We start from the raw sequence: 14,859 nt of genomic DNA on the forward strand, positions 1-14,859 counted from the left end.
GATTACCAGGCGTAGGCATTGGGCGCCTCGCCACCGGGGCCAGGCCAGATCGCATCCAGCCGAGCCAATGACTCACCTGAGAGCTTCAGGGCAGGGGCCTTCAGGTTCTGCAAAAGCTGGTCCACCGTGCGCGGCCCGCTCAGCGCGGTGGTCACCACCGGGTTGTGCAGCAGCCACGCCAGCGCAACATCGGCCGGCGCTTCGCCCAGTTGATCGCAGAACGCTTCATACGCTTCCAGCTGCGGGCGCAGCTGTTCGATACGCTGCAGGAGGTGCGGGGTAGCGCGTCGGCCATTGGCGACATTCTTCAGCACGCCGCCCAGCAGGCCCATGCCGATCGGGCTCCAGGGGATCAGGCCGAGCCCGTGGTAGCGCAGGGCCGGGATCACTTCCAGCTCCACCGTGCGCTGGGTCAGGTTGTACAGGCTCTGCTCGGCCACCAGGCCGAAGGTGTGCCGCGCGGTGGCCACGCCCTGTGCGGTGGCGATGTCCCAGCCGGCAAAGTTGCTGCTGCCCACGTAGGTGATCTTGCCTTCGCGGATCAGCTGTTCCATGGCCTGCCAGATTTCTTCCCATGGAGTGGCCCGGTCCACATGGTGCATCTGGTACAGATCGATGTGGTCGGTCTGCAGTCGGCGCAGGCTGGCCTCGCAGGCGCGGCGGATGTGGTACGCCGACAACCGGCGATCATTCGGGCCCAGCCCCATCGGCTGGTACACCTTGGTCGCCAGTACCAGACCATCACGCTTGCCACTGCGCTTGAGCCAGCGCCCGATGATCTCTTCAGACACGCCGAAGCCCTGCGCCATGTCCGGCGACTGCGGTCCGCCGTAGACGTCGGCGCTGTCGAAGAAGTTGATGCCGGCGTCCACGGCGGCATCCATGATGGCGAAACTGGTTGGCTCGTCGGCAAGCTCGCCGAAATTCATGGTGCCAAGACCCAGCCGGCTGATCTTCAGGCCTGATCGGCCCAGACAGGTGTAGTGCATGGGGGACTCCTTCAGGTATGGACAGGCAGGCGATGGTGCTGCGCCGAGCGCGCAGCGATGCAGGACGTGACCACCGAGCCCAACAGCAGGACAGCGCTGAACCAGAACGTGGCGCGGTAGCCCTGGTGGTCCAGCAGCAGGCCGCCCACGGTCGCACCGATGGCGATGGCCATCTGCACCACGGCTACCATCAGGCCGCCACCGGCCTCGCCGTCATCGGGCAGGGTGCGGGCCAGCCACGACCACCAGGCCACGGGCGCCGACGTGCCAAGCAGGCCCCACAGGGCGAACAACACCGCCACCCTCGGCAGCGTGTTGCCGAGCAGGATCATGCACGCCGCCACCACGGCCATCAGTGCGGGCAGCAGCACCAGTGTGCGGAAGAGTGCCTTGTGCACGAAGGGCTCGATCAACAACGTGCCGGCCAGGCCCGCAGCACCCATCAACAGCAGCAACAGCGACAACGTCGAAGGTGATACGTGCAGCGTGCCTTCCACGAACGGGCGCAGGTAGGTGAACAGCGAGAACTGGCCCATGAAGAACAGGCTCACGCCCGCCATGCCCCACGCCACCGGCGGGCGCTTCAACAGCGCGAACACATTCCAGGAAGCGCGACCGGCGGTCGCCTTCATCGATGGCAGCGCGGCGATCTTCCACAGCAGAGCCACCACAGCCACCGGCACCAGCGAGAAGAACGCACCGCGCCAACCGATGATGGCGCCGAAGTAACTGCCCATCGGCGCCGCAATGACGGTGGCAAGCGCGTTGCCGCCGTTGACGATGGCCAGTGCGCGGGGCACCTGGTGCGAAGGAACCAGGCGCATGGCGGTGGCGGCCGACATGGCCCAGAAGCCACCGATGGCCACGCCGATCAGCGCACGGCCCAGCATGAACACCGGGAAGCTGGGCGCCAGTGCCGCCAGCGTGCCCGAGAGGATCATCGCGGTAGTGAGGCCCAGCAGCAGCCATTTGCGGTCCAGCTGTCCGGCCAGTGGCGAGACCAACAGGCTGGTGACCAGGGCGAACCCGCCGGACACCGCGATGGCCTGTCCGGCCTGGCCTTCACTGACGTGCAGGTCGGTGGCGATGGGCGTCAGCAGGCTGACCGGCATGAATTCGGAAGCGACCAGCGCGAAGGCGCCGAGTGACAGGGCCAGCACGGCACCCCATTCCCTGGGAGATGCCGAGCGGACAGGCGCGGCCGTGCTCGCCCCGGTCGGGGGGAGATTGAGTGAACTCATGAAGGTTTCCAGGCCCAGAAGGGCGATGACGGCGGAAAGCTACGGCGGCCGGAGCTCCCCTGGTGGGGAAGGGGGCCAGTCTGGACCACGCAGAGGTACTTGATTAGATAATCAATTGCGAATGGGTCAATTAGTTGCGCTAATTAATTCCTGTGACACACTGCACGCATGGCACGACGCAACTTCAATGACCTGCTGGCTTTCGTGACCGTAGCGCGGGAGGGCAGCTTTACCCGCGCGGCGGGCGTGCTGGGAGTTACCCAGTCCGCACTGAGCCAGGCCATCAAGACCCTGGAAGAGAGTCTCGGCATCCGGCTGCTGACCCGCACGACGCGCAGCGTTTCGCCGACCACGGCAGGCGAGCGCCTGCTGCAGTCGATCGGCAACCACTTCGACGACATCGAAATGGAGCTCGAAGCCCTTACTGCATTGAGGGACACGCCAGCCGGGCAGGTCAGGATCACCAGCGGCGACCACGTACTGCGCACGGTGCTGCTGCCCAAGCTGATGCCGCTGCTGCACCGCTATCCGGACATCCGCATCGAGTTCGACGTCAGCTATGCACTGCGTGACATCGTTGCCGACCGCTTCGACGCCGGTGTTCGCCTTGGCGAATCCATCGACAAGGACATGGTCGCCCTGCCCATCGGCCCACGCCTGCGCATGGCCACCGCAGGGACGCCGGGCTACTTCGCTGCGTACGGAATGCCGAAGGTGCCGGGCGATCTGACTGGTCACCGGTGCATCAACATCCGTCTTCCCACCAGCGGTGGACTGTATGTGTGGGAGTACGAGAAGAAGGGTCGCGAGATCAATGTGCGCGTGGATGGCCCGCTGGTGTTCAGCACGTCACCGCACATGATCGATGCCGCGCTTGACGGCCTGGGCCTGGTGCATCTGCCCGTTGATGAGCTGGCCCCCCATCTGGAAAGCGGCCGCCTGGTGCGGGTACTGGAGGACTGGTGCCCGCTGTTCCCCGGCTATCATCTGTATTACCCGAGCAGGCGGCAGCCTTCCCCGGCGTTCAGCCTGGTGCTGGAGGCATTGCGGGTCTAGGTCGATGTTGCCTCGATGACCGTCCGGCATCACAGCCGCGATGGGCTCACTGGAACAGGATCGCCGCCCTGCAGCCGGCCCTCGCGTGCGGGTTCTTCGCTACCGATCCGGAAACGTGCCGCATCCCAACCGATGCAGAACACGGCAAGAGTTTGACCAGGCGGAACGCACGCCTGGACAGCCCACCCGTCAACTGGGCGGGGCACGTTCTAGAGTACCTTGCGATGCGTATTCTGGACCTTCTGGACACACTGCGTTCACGGCCACCGACAACCGCACTCACCACACTCCCCCTTCCTTACACACAAAGGGGTGCCACATGGCCACCTGTGATGTCTGCGGCAACAACTACGACATGAGTTTCACCCTGCAGCAGGGCGGACGCAGCGGAACCTTCGATTCGTTCGAATGCGCGATCCATGCATTCGCGCCGCGCTGCGCACATTGCAACTGCGCGGTTATCGGGCATGGCGTTGAAGGAAAGGGCCAGATCTTCTGCTGTGCACATTGCGCCGGTCATGCCGGTGTACAGGGTGTAGCGGACCGGGCCTGAACTGCCTCGATTTGATCCTGCCGATTACGCAGAGACCAGCGACGAAAGTCGGACGACCCGGGCTGCGCCCGAGTCTGCCAGCACTGCCAGTGCACGCCGTTTCTGCGAGGGCATCGCCGCCACAGCTTCCAATGCCACCACGACCTCGAACTCCCTGGCGTTGGCGTCCAGCGCCGTGGCCAGGACACACGAGTCGGCCGTCATGCCAGTGAGGCAAAGACGGCGTACTCCCAGCTTGGCCAGCAGAATCGGCAAGGGACTGGCGAGGAACGCCGAGTGCTTGGGCTTGAGCACGAAATAGTGGCCGGGCAGGGGGGAGAGGGTTGTGGCAATTCGGGCAGCCGTCCCCCCGTCCCGCTGGCACTGCTCCACTTGCTGGCGGAAGTCCCGCTTCCAATCTGAGAAGTTGTCATTGGCATAGATGACTGGCCACCCTTGGTCATCGAAGTGGTCTCTCAGGCGGTGGATCTGCCGGGCCGCCTTCTCTGCCGCTGGCGCCAGCGCATCTGCACCTGGGAAGTCGAAACGACTGAACATGTCGATGATCAGCAGGGCGGTAGAAGGGGCACGTGCCATGCCTCAATCTCCTGTCTGGGCATGGGGCGCTTCGACCGGCTTGGACTGTGGCGAATCCTTCTGGCGCAGGAAGATGGTCAGCACAACCAGAGACAGCACGGCCAGAAACTCACTTTGCCAGTTCTGCATCGATTCGAACCAGAACGTGCTGCTGGCCAGGTGCTCGAGAAAGCCCGGCACTGGCAAGCCCTGCAGCCGCTGCTCGGCCTGCTCGGCTCGCCAGCTTCCCAATGCGTGCAGCGTAAAGCTGGCCAGGAACAACAGGCCGAAGGCGATGGCAAGCGAATGGCCATAGATGATTTTCCATGCGCCACCACGCCTCACGGGCCAGGGCGTGGGCCCCGGCTCGACGCGATTCTGTTCCTGCGCAGGGTCCAAGGGCCGCGATTCGGCCGAACCGCGCTGGCGAAGGCTCACTGTCAGAAGGACATACATCCCCATCTGCAGGAATTCGCTCTCCCAGTTCTCGAATGTGGCGCTGACGAAATGCCCGGTTGCCAGGTAGTGCCAGAGATCGATCGGCGTGCGTCCGTGCTGCAGCAGCTCCTGGTTGTGCACGTGATGTCCCGCAATTGCCTGCCCACCAATGAATACAACGGTGAGCACAAGCAGCACCAGCGAGAGACCGTTGCGCTTCCACATGCAACACCTCGTTCAGGCTGTTTCAATGGCCATGATGAAGCTTGCGCCGCCAGCGGGCCATGAGCTGTGAATCCGGCGCATCCAGTATGTGAGGCGGTCTCAACGTTTCCCTGTTGGATCGGGATCAGGACGCTCGTAGTCCTCGGGTACAGCCTTGGGCCCATCGCCATCGTCGGGCATGTCGTGCTCCTTCCATCTGGCTCGATCATTGCGCCGCTTGTCCGGCGTATGTGCCTTCGACTGATCATCCACGTCCGTGGTCGGATTGAAGGGGAGCTTGTCGGTCATGGGTTGCTCCTGCAGCAGGAGGTTGAAGCGTGCAATCAATCCGGTTAACGCGGTGACGTCGCGAAATGAACACCATGCACACCGGGATGTCACCGCAGGGGGAGGGGGGTGTTGCGATGCTGGAACCCCCTCTTGCTGGAGAACCGCGATGCAGGCATTGACCTACCACGGCCGCAAGGATGTACGCGTCGAGACCGTGCCGGACCCGGCACTGGCGGCTGATGACGATCTGATCCTGCGTGTTACCGCCACCGCCATCTGCGGCTCGGACCTGCATCTGTACCGGGGCAAGATTCCCGATCTGCACGACGGCGATGTGCTGGGCCACGAATTCATGGGCATCGTGGAAGAGGTCGGCAGCGGGGTGACCCAGGTGAAGCCGGGGGATCGGGTGGTGATTCCCTTCGTGATCGCCTGTGGTGAGTGCTTCCACTGTCGGCTGGCCGAGTATGCCGCCTGCGAAACCACCAATACCGGCAAGGGTGCCGCGCTGAATCAGAAGGGCCTTCTGCCGCCGGCCGCGCTGTTCGGATACAGCCATCTGTACGGTGGGGTTGCCGGTGGCCAAGCGGAGTTCGTGCGCGTGCCCAAGGCGAATGTGGGCCCGCTACGTATTCCGGAAGGCGTGGCCGACGAGCAGGTCCTGTTCCTGTCTGACATCCTGCCCACCGGCTACCAGGCCGCGCTGAACGCAGGGGTGAAGCCGGGCTCAACGGTGGCCATCTTCGGTGCGGGCCCGGTCGGGCTGATGAGCGCGGCCTGCTGCCGCCTGCTGGGGGCCGAGACCATCTTCATGATCGATCATCTTCGGTACCGCCTTGACTATGCGCGCCGCGCCTACGGGGTGACCCCCATTGATTTCAACGAGATCGAAGTCCCGGCCGATTTCATCCTCGCCCAGACCAGTGGACGGGGTGTGGACGCCTGCATCGAGGCGGTGGGCTTCGAGGCCGAGGGCAGTGCGCTGGAGTCAGCGTTGACCGCTGTAAAGCTGGAAGGCAGCAGCGGCGTGGCGATCCGGCAATGTATTGCAGCTGCACGCCGCGGCGGGGTGGTCAGCATCCCAGGCGTCTACGCCGGCTTCATCCATGGCTTCCTGCTGGGTGACGCGTTCGACAAGGGGCTGACGTTCAAGATGGGGCAGACCCATGTGCAGGGACTGATGCCGGAACTGCTCGACGCAATCATGGAAGGAAAGCTGGACCCGGGCGACATCATCTCGCACAGGATGCGACTGGCCGATGCGGCGCAGGGCTACGCGATGTTTGACGCCAAGGACGACGACTGCCGCAAGATCGTATTGACACCCTGAGCATGCCGCCATGAGCGCGATCGTCATGGCATGCGTCTATGCGCTCTGGTTGGCCGCCGGTTGGCTCGACTTCCATTTCCACCGGCGTACCGACCTGCCGCACACCTCTGCGTTGCGGGAAAGCGCATTGCACGGGCTGCAGCTACTGCTGATTGGTAGTGGCGTGCTGGCATGGCTCCTGCTGGAGAATACCCGGTCACTCGTCGCGCTCCTGGCGCTTCTGGTGATCGCACACGCGATCACCGGCTATTTCGACACCGTCAGCGCGGACGGCCGCCGGCGCATCAGCCCTGCAGAGCAGCATGTGCATAGCGTGCTCGATGCCGCGCCGTGGGCCCTGCTGGGCTGGGTGGGCTGGCACGCGGAGCCGGAGTGGTCGCTGAGCGTAGAACCTGCAGCGCTGGAGGTTTGGTGGCTCGTTCTGCTGCCTGCGCTGGTGCTGGTGGTGCTGCCATGGCTGTGGGAATTGCAGCAGTGCCTGCGCGTGAGGCAGCAACGGCGTGGGACAGGTGCGTGAGGATCACTGCGCAGGGCATTCATGTGCCCGCCACACCTCCAAGACAGTGATGTGACCGCCTGCCGCCTACGTTCATGACATATCTTCATTGCAGAAGCCCTCATGCAGGATGTGACGCCGCCATCATCATTGATCAACCGCGCCCGCCAGCTACTCGTCCAGCAGCCTGAACTGCCATTACCGGGATGCGGGCAGACACTGGATCGTTGGAGGGCGCTCGCGGCGTTGGGGGGCGAAGATCTTTGCCTGGCCAAGGTGCTGGAGGCGCACTACGACGCACAGGCGATCATGGCCGAGTTGAAGGCACCGTCGGCTGCTGAAGGCAGATTGCTGGGGGTGTGGGCGGCAGAGGGCCCGGCGAGCACACTCCGCATCGACGCCGAGGGCAGGCTGCGCGGGGACAAGCCCTGGTGTTCGGGCAGCGCCTGGGTGGATGCCGCATTGGTCACGGTTCGCAGTGCTCAGGGGGTATGGCTATGCCAGGTCGCAGCGGAGCACTGGAGGACGCTGTCCGGTGAACCATGGCCCGCCGTAGGCATGGCCGGGATTCCGTCCACCACCGTGCGCTTTGATGCCGCGCCAATGGTGATATTGGGGGCTCGCGATGACTATCTGCAACGACCGGGCTTCTGGCATGGAGGCGCGGGTATGGCGGCGGTATGGTTTGGCGCAGCGGTCGCGTTGGCCGAACGCATGCGATCAGCCTGCACCGAGGGAAATCGTGCACGTCTACTGGGTGAAGTGGACCTCGCGCTGGCGCCGGCAGCGGCGCTGCTTCGCGAACTGGCGGCACGCATCGATGCCGAGCCCGAATCGGCGCATCGCGAGGACGTGGTGCGGATACGTTGCGTGGTCGAGCGTGCGGCTACGCGCGTGCTGGATCTGGCGGGTCGGGCCCTGGGCCCGGCGCCCATGTGCCTGGAAGATGCCCATGCCCACCGCTGCGCTGACCTGACCGTGTTCCTTCGCCAGAACCACGCCGACCGCGATTGGGAATGGCTGGGTGGGCAGCGGGCGGCCCAGGAGGCGACATGGGCGCTGTAGCCAAAGCACCGCTGCAAGGCGAAGGAACGCAGGAACAGGCGTGGCTGCGCTGCAATTGGCTCTGGCAGCAGCCGATTACGCCGGCAAGCGCGCTGTGCACCGGGCATGACCGCCTGGTGGTGGTCGCGCCGCACCCGGACGACGAGATCCTCGGCTGTGGCGGACTGCTCCATCACGCAGTGGGGCAGGGCATGGAGGTGAGCGTCGTTGCCGTGACCGACGGCGAAGCATGCTATCCGGGCGAGCCGTGGTGGACGCCAGGGCGCTTGCGGTCGGCACGGCGGGCGGAGCTTGCCGCGGCCCTTGGCGAACTCGGCATCCCGGCCGGTTCCATATTTCACCTGGGTATCGCCGACGGCGCGGTCAGCACGCACGAACAGGGCCTGGAAGGCTGGCTGCAACAGCAACTGCAGCCCCGCGATCTGGTCCTGGCGCCATGGCGGTTTGATGGCCACCCCGACCATGAAGCGGCAGGGCGTGCTGCCTGCCGCGCCGCCCGGGCGGTGGGGTGCCGCCGTCTGGAGTACCCGGTCTGGGGATGGCACTGGCTGGATCCGGCCTGTGCACATATGGCGTGGGAGGTGCCCAGACTGGTCGACATTTCAGCAGTAGCGGCCGCGAAACGAAACGCGATCGCGCATTTCCGGACGCAGACGGGCGACGTGCCGGGCTTGAACAGCCCTCCGGTGCTGCCCGCGCATGTACTGACCCGATTCTTCCGAAACTACGAGGTATTCCTGGCATGAGCGCGCAACCGTACTTCGATGACCTGCATGAGCAGGAGGACCCGTTCGGCTACCGAAGCCGATGGTATGAAGAACGCAAGCGTGCACTGCTGCTGGCAAGCCTGAGCCAGCGCCATTTCATTCGCGGGTGGGAGCTGGGTTGTTCCAATGGCGTGCTGACCGAGGCCCTGGCCGCCCGCTGCGAGCGCCTTCTGGCAACCGACATCAGTCCGCGTGCTGCGTTCCAGGCGCGCCGCAACCTGGCCCACCTGCCGCACGTGCAGGTCCACTGCGCCAGCCATCCCGAGCAATGGCCGCCGGGCCGCTTCGATCTGATCGTCTGCGGCGAAATGGGCTACTACCTGGGAGCCGGCGCGCTGCGCGAGCTGCGCACCGGTATCGGGGAAGCGCTTCGTGATGATGGACTGCTGGTGGCCTGCCATTGGCTGCCCTCGTTCCCGGGGCGCGCGAGCCGCACCGAGGTCGTGCATCGATGCCTGGGTGAAGGCCTGCAGGAGGCCTTCCACTATCGCGACGCGGACTTCGTACTGCAGGGGTGGACGCGCAGCGCGCTGTCGTTGGCCCGTCTGGAGGGCCTGCGGTGATAGGCGTGCTGGTTCCGGCCCACAACGAGGCTGCCAGCATGGAGCGGTGCCTGCAGTCGATCAGGAGGGCGGCCCTGAATCCCGGGCTGGGTGGCGAAGCGGTGGAGGTGATTGTTGCGCTGGACGATTGTTCGGACGCCACGGAATCCATCTGCGCCCAGCAACGGGTTGATACGCTGCGGTTGGATGCACGCTGCGTCGGCATCGCCCGAGCCGCCGCCGCCGCCGAGCTGCTGGGCCGGGGTGCAAGATGGCTGGCGAGCACGGACGCGGACAGCGAGGTACCTCCTGAGTGGCTGGTCGCACAGCTTGAGGGACGCCGGGACGTCTTCTGCGGGCTGGTGGACATCGCAACGAACTGCAGCGCCGAGGAGCGCCTGCGCAAGGCGTTCCGGAGGCGGCAGCAATGGGGGGACGATCATGGGCGTATCCACGGTGCGAACCTGGGTGTTTCCGCCCAGGCCTATCGTGCGGCAGGCGGCTTTTCGCCACTGCACTGCGGGGAGGACGTCCAGCTGGTGAGGACATTGCAGCGTCTCGGCGCTGATGTGCGGTGGGCGGGGGCGCCGCTCGTCATGACCAGTGCCCGCCTGGCAGGGCGCGCGACAGGCGGGTTTTCAGCCTATCTGGCGGAGATGGGCGGGTTGGGCGCCGCACCGGCGGCGGGCCAGCCGATCCTGTTGGCTTGAAAATCAGCCGCTTCGGCGTGCCATGGCGGGATGCAACGGAAATGCTGTAAAAACACCGGTTCGCCGGGCGATATGTGACCAATTCACGTTTGGCGTTTACGGTCTCTCAACGACACCAGCCTTAGATTGAGCGACCGGGAGAGCAGGAGCGCCACCATGCCGAACAGAGCCATTGTGTATGTCAGCGAAGCCGTCGCTGGATTCACGTCCGCGCGCTTGGAAGCACTGATGGAAGATGCGGCCCGCTTCAACCGATCAGCGGGTGTGACCGGCGTGCTTCTATTCGACGGCCGGCACTTCCTGCAATACATGGAGGGCCCCGCCGACGGGCTGGATGTGGCCTTCTCCCGCGTCAGTGGCGCCGGCAGTCACACCGACCTGATGGAGCTTGCTCGCGGGCGTGTCGGGCAACGGCGGTTGCCGTTCTGGCCAATGCGCTGCCTGCCAGTCAGTGCGGATGAGCTGCGGATGATCGCCCTTGCTGACTGGACCAGTTTCATCCAGCGGGCGGCGACGAACCAGGCGGGAGCTACCGCGATGGAAAAGCTCCTCTCGATCGTCGAACCCTATGCTAAAGCGGCCTGACTGGTCGATGCGTTGCTGTAGGCCGACCCTCCCGAATTTCGCAGGGCGGCGCAGGACAAGTGAAATGGGTTTTCCCTTGCTGACACACCACTGAGTTGACTGCGCAGCAGGATCAGTGCGTGGTCAAGGGCGTGCAGGCATCGCCCATCACGCGTTGGACGGCCTGCTGCAACTGGGCGATGTGGAACGGTTTGGCCACGAAGGCCGCGCTTCGGTGGCGCTGCGGCACCAGTTGGTCGTAGACCGCAGACACAAACAGGAACGGGATGCCAAGCTCGGCCAAGCGATCGGCAACCGGAAAGACCACGCCGTCACGAAGCTCCACATCCAGCACGGCGCCATCGAACGTCTGCTTCTCCAACAGCCCCATCGCATCAAACACGCTATACGCATGGGTTACCTGGCCCCCTCCGTCTTCGAGCGCCTGCTCCATCAGTGCGGCCAGATCGAACTGATCTTCCACCAGCAGCAGGTGGCACCTGCGCCAGCTCATATCGGGTTGCATGCGCGCATGCCTGTATTGCCTCGGGAACTGCAGTGTGTGCTGTGCTGCATCAACGCTGCGCGTGTGGAATGTCAGCCCGGTGCGAAGCTGGGAAGGTGTCGCCAATGCTGTCGAGGTGGCGTGGAAAGAGCGCGGCGTTCCTTGACGGCATTTTGGCAGCGGCCATGGATTATTGCCGCCATCTTCGACACTGGAGCTTCTGCCATGCATCGACCTGGAACCGATCCCGCTTCGCCACGCGTGCTGCGTGTCGAGAGCATGTCCCTGGACTGCGGTGGCACCGCCGTTGTTGTAGAGCTTGACCGCACACCCGAACGGGTGTGGATGAAGTCGCTGAAGCGAGCCGTTCAGGCCAACACCGCCCTGGAGGGGGCGCAGGCCAAGTTCGATGGCCGTTTTGTGTATTTCGTGGGCATGGAGGAGAGTGGGAATCGCGTCCAGCATCACGTGATGCAGGCGCTGATTTCGGCGGAACCGGGCCGCGACCCGGCCAGGCCCAAGGGTTTCCCGGGCGCAGCACTCTCCAGCTCGATGACCGCCTGAGTGCGACCTGGGCCGATACGGCATTCCGCCTTGATTGCCACTGTCAGCCCATGCCGGCCGCCCTCGCGGCTGAAGCCCGCCATGTGCTGGCACGCGTGCGCACATCTGAAGCGCACGTTGCTTGTAGACGCGATGCGCAGCGGCCACGCCACAGCTCGACGCAACCTCCACACCGGTGTCACCGCGCGTACGATGCGCGTCGCTAAGGTAGGGCTGTCTGCAACAGCCGGTGGTGTCATGCCTCTTCGCGCAATTGCCTATGTAAGTGAAGCGTCCGACAGCCTGACTGCGGAACGACTGCAGCAGCTTGTGATGGACGCGGTGCTGTTCAATGAATCCGCCGATGTCACCGGTACGCTGTTATTTGATGGCAGCCGCTTCCTGCAGTACCTCGAAGGCCCCGAGGCTGGGGTCAACGGCGCGTACAAGCGGATCCTGGCAGCCGGCAGCCACAGCGGCGTGGTTGAGCTCAACCGGGGGAGGGTGGGGCGGCGGCAGTTCCCCCATTGGCGGATGTGCTGCGTGCGGGTGGATGAACTGGCGCTGGGAAAGATCGCCATCTCCGACTGGACAGGCTTCGTGCGCAGCGCATCGGCGCTGGCTTCAGGCACCAGCGCGCTCGATCGCCTGTTGTGGGTGACGCAATCAAATCTGGAAGGCGTTGCCAGCCGCGCTATCGAACCTGACGGCTGGGTGGCGCGATGAATACAACTCCGTCGCCGTCTGGTCCGGTACGCATCGGTTGTGCCGGCTGGTCCCTGTCCCGGTCGGCGCAGGAAGCCTTTGGGCAGGGCAATAGCGTTCTTCAACGCTATGCCACCCGCCTGCCCATGGTCGAGATCAACTCCTCGTTCTATCGTCCGCACTTGCCCAGTACCTATGCGCGGTGGGCTGCGAGCGTGCCGGACGATTTCCGCTTCGCAGTGAAGATGCCGCGCTCGATCAGCCATGAACACCGGCTTCGCGATGCAATGCCGCCGCTGCAGCGGTTCCTTGATGGGGTGCTGGCACTGGGTGACAGGTTGGGTCCGCTGTTGCTCCAGTTGCCACCCAGCCTGGCATACGAACCGGCGACGGCGGAGAGCTTTCTGCAGGGTCTGCGCGAACGCGTCCAGGTCGATGTGGCCTGTGAGCCGCGCCATCCCAGTTGGTTCACTACGGAAGCGGACGCCCTGCTGAGCGACCATGGTGTTGCACGGGTTGCAGCGGACCCGGCACGGGCGCCCTCAGCCGCGATTCCTGGCGGGGACCGCTCCTGGAGCTATTGGCGCTGGCACGGCCAGCCACAGATCTATCGCAGTGCGTACTGTGAACAGACCCTGGCGGAGTTGGCGCAACGGCTGCGGCGCGAAGCCGACACGCAACGATCAGTCTGGTTCGTACTGGACAATACCGCGCTGGGCCACGCCACAAGCAACGCCCTGCGCCTGCAGGCCTTGCTGCAGGAGGACGAGCATGCCTGAGGGCCCATCCATTGTCCTGCTGTGCGAGGCTGCGAGGCATTTCAAAGGGCACGTCGTCCGCGCGGTTTCAGGGAACAGCCGGATCGATCTGTCGCCACTTCAAGGACGCAGGGTGAAAGCCGTTCGAAGCTGGGGCAAGCATTTCCTGTTGGAGTTCAGCCACCAGACCCTGCGCATCCATCTGATGATGTTCGGCAGCTGGCGCATCGACGAACGGAAGCCAACCCCTGCGCGGGTGTCCCTGGGGTTCGACAATGGCGAGCTGAACTTCTATGCCTGTTCCGTAAAGCTCATTGGCGAGCCATTGGACGACGTCTATGATTGGCGCGCGGATGTGTTGAACGATGCCTGGGATCCGAAGCTGGCTCGGCGCAAGCTGAAGGCAATGCCGGACGTCCTGGTCTGTGACGCGCTTCTGGACCAGACTGTCTTCGCCGGCGTCGGCAACATCATCAAGAACGAGGTGCTGTTCCGCATAGGCGTGCACCCGGCCACTCGCTTGGGTAACCTCCCGCCGCGCGAGCTCACCGCCTTGATCACGCAGGCACGCACCTACAGCTTCGATTTCCTGGAGTGGAAGCGCCGCTTCGCGTTGAAGAAGCACTGGCAGGTACATACGCGCAGGATCTGCCCGGTCTGCGGTGGCCCGATCAGCAAGCTGTACATGGGTACCACCCGGCGGCGCACCTTCTTCTGCCCGAACGACCAGGTGCTGTACGAACCCTGAGGCCGCCTTCCATGGCGGCCGGGCTGCATTCCCCGCGGCTCAGGCAGCCTGCGCGGCCTTGGCGTTGCCGCCGCCCTTGGCCAGCAGGGTGAGCTTTTCATCGGTCGCCTTCTCTTCCTCCAGCGTCTCCAGCAGCAAGGGGAGGGCATCCTTGTAGCCCAGCTGTTTGGCCAGCGCGGCGATGGTGCCGTAGGACGCAATTTCGTAATGCTCGACCTTCTGCGCGCCACCAATCAGCGCGGCATCACGCACAGGGCCCATGTCGATGCTGTCAATCACCTCCTTGCCTTCCTCTACAAGACCCTCCATCGCCGCGCACTTGATGCGCTTCAGGCGGATGCCAAGCACCTCCACCACCTGGTCGATGCGCTCGATCTGGCCCTGGGTTTCTTCCAGATGCGTTTCGAACGCCGCCGCCAGATCCGGATTCTCGGCCGCACGGGCCAGGCGCGGGAGGGCCTTGGTCAGCTGCTTCTCTGCGCTGTAAATGTCCGAGAGTTCGTGGATGAACAGGTCTTCCGCCGTCTTGATAGCCATAGTGGGCTCCGCGTTGAGTGGAGCGCTCAGCGTAGGCGTCGCCCGGTTGCGCCAAAGCAGGGGCCAGGTGAAGGCTGCATGGGAACGTCAGCAGAAAGCCTGCGCGCCGTCTTCACGAAGCGGCGCCCGTCACCGTGTGTGGCTGCATTTTCCTGCCGGCAGGCCTTCGGCATGGCTTCACGATGGCATCGCAGCTTGGGACTGCTTGCGTCCCCGGTCGATGGCCTCCGTCGGAACAGCGCTGCAAGGCCCTGCCGGGCAG

20 protein-coding genes are annotated in these 14,859 nt (G+C 64.6%); 13 read left to right on the forward strand and 7 right to left on the reverse strand.

All coding sequences use genetic code 11. From position 1 onward, the window contains the following. Window positions 1–2 precede the first annotated feature (2 nt). Complete coding sequence (locus tag ACX9OT_RS04200; RefSeq protein WP_459001119.1) at window positions 3–989, reverse strand: aldo/keto reductase; 987 nt, start codon at window positions 987–989, stop codon at window positions 3–5. Window positions 990–1,000: 11 nt separating this feature from the next. Further along, window positions 1,001–2,230 carry an MFS transporter gene (locus tag ACX9OT_RS04205; RefSeq protein WP_459001121.1) on the reverse strand — a complete coding sequence of 410 codons (1,230 nt, stop codon included), beginning with the start codon at window positions 2,228–2,230 and terminating at the stop codon, window positions 1,001–1,003. 168 nt (window positions 2,231–2,398) lie between these two features. Between ACX9OT_RS04205 and ACX9OT_RS04210 the strand changes: the two genes are divergently transcribed. Together ACX9OT_RS04210 and ACX9OT_RS04215 are read left to right on the forward strand one after the other, a co-directional pair. After that, window positions 2,399–3,286, forward strand: a complete 888-nt coding sequence (locus ACX9OT_RS04210; protein ID WP_049422289.1) for a LysR family transcriptional regulator — start codon at window positions 2,399–2,401, stop codon at window positions 3,284–3,286. A 319-nt stretch (window positions 3,287–3,605) separates the two neighbouring features. After that, on the forward strand, window positions 3,606–3,839 hold the full coding sequence (locus ACX9OT_RS04215) for a hypothetical protein (RefSeq protein ID WP_459001123.1): 234 nt from the start codon (window positions 3,606–3,608) through the stop codon (window positions 3,837–3,839). A gap of 24 nt (window positions 3,840–3,863) precedes the next feature. On the opposite strand, the gene ACX9OT_RS04220 is transcribed toward ACX9OT_RS04215, so the two are convergent. The 3 genes from ACX9OT_RS04220 to ACX9OT_RS04230 form a co-directional block, all read right to left on the reverse strand. Continuing rightward, window positions 3,864–4,415: a cysteine hydrolase family protein gene (locus ACX9OT_RS04220; protein WP_459001124.1), complete on the reverse strand. Its 552-nt coding sequence runs from the start codon at window positions 4,413–4,415 to the stop codon at window positions 3,864–3,866. A gap of 3 nt (window positions 4,416–4,418) precedes the next feature. Further along, window positions 4,419–5,057 carry a DUF6766 family protein gene (locus ACX9OT_RS04225; RefSeq protein WP_071228258.1) on the reverse strand — a complete coding sequence of 213 codons (639 nt, stop codon included), beginning with the start codon at window positions 5,055–5,057 and terminating at the stop codon, window positions 4,419–4,421. 99 nt (window positions 5,058–5,156) lie between these two features. Continuing rightward, a complete protein-coding gene (locus ACX9OT_RS04230) occupies window positions 5,157–5,345 on the reverse strand; it encodes a hypothetical protein (RefSeq protein ID WP_080355380.1) in 189 nt (62 codons plus the stop codon). 148 nt (window positions 5,346–5,493) lie between these two features. On the opposite strand from ACX9OT_RS04230, the gene ACX9OT_RS04235 reads away from it, so the two are divergent. The 7 genes from ACX9OT_RS04235 to ACX9OT_RS04265 all read left to right on the forward strand — a co-directional run bounded on the left by ACX9OT_RS04235 (window position 5,494) and on the right by ACX9OT_RS04265 (window position 10,822). Further along, a complete protein-coding gene (locus tag ACX9OT_RS04235) occupies window positions 5,494–6,657 on the forward strand; it encodes a zinc-dependent alcohol dehydrogenase (RefSeq protein ID WP_459001127.1) in 1,164 nt (387 codons plus the stop codon). A gap of 10 nt (window positions 6,658–6,667) precedes the next feature. Then, window positions 6,668–7,174 (forward strand): hypothetical protein, encoded by a 507-nt coding sequence (locus tag ACX9OT_RS04240; RefSeq protein ID WP_459001129.1) that lies wholly within the window; start codon window positions 6,668–6,670, stop codon window positions 7,172–7,174. A gap of 102 nt (window positions 7,175–7,276) precedes the next feature. Then, window positions 7,277–8,218 (forward strand): acyl-CoA dehydrogenase, encoded by a 942-nt coding sequence (locus ACX9OT_RS04245; protein ID WP_459001131.1) that lies wholly within the window; start codon window positions 7,277–7,279, stop codon window positions 8,216–8,218. Next, window positions 8,206–8,964, forward strand: coding sequence for a PIG-L deacetylase family protein (locus ACX9OT_RS04250; RefSeq protein WP_459001133.1), 759 nt, complete (start codon window positions 8,206–8,208; stop codon window positions 8,962–8,964). Before ACX9OT_RS04245 ends, ACX9OT_RS04250 begins: the two co-directional genes overlap by 13 nt. Beyond that, window positions 8,961–9,548 (forward strand): class I SAM-dependent DNA methyltransferase, encoded by a 588-nt coding sequence (locus ACX9OT_RS04255; protein WP_459001135.1) that lies wholly within the window; start codon window positions 8,961–8,963, stop codon window positions 9,546–9,548. Before ACX9OT_RS04250 ends, ACX9OT_RS04255 begins: the two co-directional genes overlap by 4 nt. Continuing rightward, on the forward strand, window positions 9,545–10,237 hold the full coding sequence (locus ACX9OT_RS04260) for a glycosyltransferase family 2 protein (protein ID WP_049463401.1): 693 nt from the start codon (window positions 9,545–9,547) through the stop codon (window positions 10,235–10,237). Before ACX9OT_RS04255 ends, ACX9OT_RS04260 begins: the two co-directional genes overlap by 4 nt. Before the next feature lie 156 nt (window positions 10,238–10,393). Beyond that, window positions 10,394–10,822: a BLUF domain-containing protein gene (locus ACX9OT_RS04265; protein ID WP_049463400.1), complete on the forward strand. Its 429-nt coding sequence runs from the start codon at window positions 10,394–10,396 to the stop codon at window positions 10,820–10,822. Between the two features lie 112 nt (window positions 10,823–10,934). Here the strand turns inward: ACX9OT_RS04265 and ACX9OT_RS04270 are convergent, their stop codons facing one another. Then, window positions 10,935–11,327 carry a response regulator gene (locus tag ACX9OT_RS04270; protein WP_459001218.1) on the reverse strand — a complete coding sequence of 131 codons (393 nt, stop codon included), beginning with the start codon at window positions 11,325–11,327 and terminating at the stop codon, window positions 10,935–10,937. A 204-nt stretch (window positions 11,328–11,531) separates the two neighbouring features. Between ACX9OT_RS04270 and ACX9OT_RS04275 the strand changes: the two genes are divergently transcribed. The 4 genes from ACX9OT_RS04275 to ACX9OT_RS04290 all read left to right on the forward strand — a co-directional run bounded on the left by ACX9OT_RS04275 (window position 11,532) and on the right by ACX9OT_RS04290 (window position 14,060). Further along, window positions 11,532–11,870 (forward strand): hypothetical protein, encoded by a 339-nt coding sequence (locus tag ACX9OT_RS04275; RefSeq protein WP_053091051.1) that lies wholly within the window; start codon window positions 11,532–11,534, stop codon window positions 11,868–11,870. A 237-nt stretch (window positions 11,871–12,107) separates the two neighbouring features. Then, window positions 12,108–12,575, forward strand: a complete 468-nt coding sequence (locus ACX9OT_RS04280) for a BLUF domain-containing protein (RefSeq protein WP_071228249.1) — start codon at window positions 12,108–12,110, stop codon at window positions 12,573–12,575. Further along, complete coding sequence (locus ACX9OT_RS04285; RefSeq protein WP_459001138.1) at window positions 12,572–13,333, forward strand: DUF72 domain-containing protein; 762 nt, start codon at window positions 12,572–12,574, stop codon at window positions 13,331–13,333. Before ACX9OT_RS04280 ends, ACX9OT_RS04285 begins: the two co-directional genes overlap by 4 nt. Next, window positions 13,326–14,060, forward strand: coding sequence for a DNA-formamidopyrimidine glycosylase family protein (locus ACX9OT_RS04290; protein WP_459001140.1), 735 nt, complete (start codon window positions 13,326–13,328; stop codon window positions 14,058–14,060). The genes ACX9OT_RS04285 and ACX9OT_RS04290 overlap by 8 nt, the downstream gene beginning before the upstream one ends. Window positions 14,061–14,099: 39 nt before the next feature. On the opposite strand, the gene ACX9OT_RS04295 is transcribed toward ACX9OT_RS04290, so the two are convergent. Beyond that, window positions 14,100–14,597, reverse strand: a complete 498-nt coding sequence (locus ACX9OT_RS04295) for a YciE/YciF ferroxidase family protein (protein ID WP_049463394.1) — start codon at window positions 14,595–14,597, stop codon at window positions 14,100–14,102. Window positions 14,598–14,859 lie beyond the last annotated feature (262 nt).

The sequence above is a fragment of the Stenotrophomonas genospecies 3 genome (assembly GCF_054473855.1).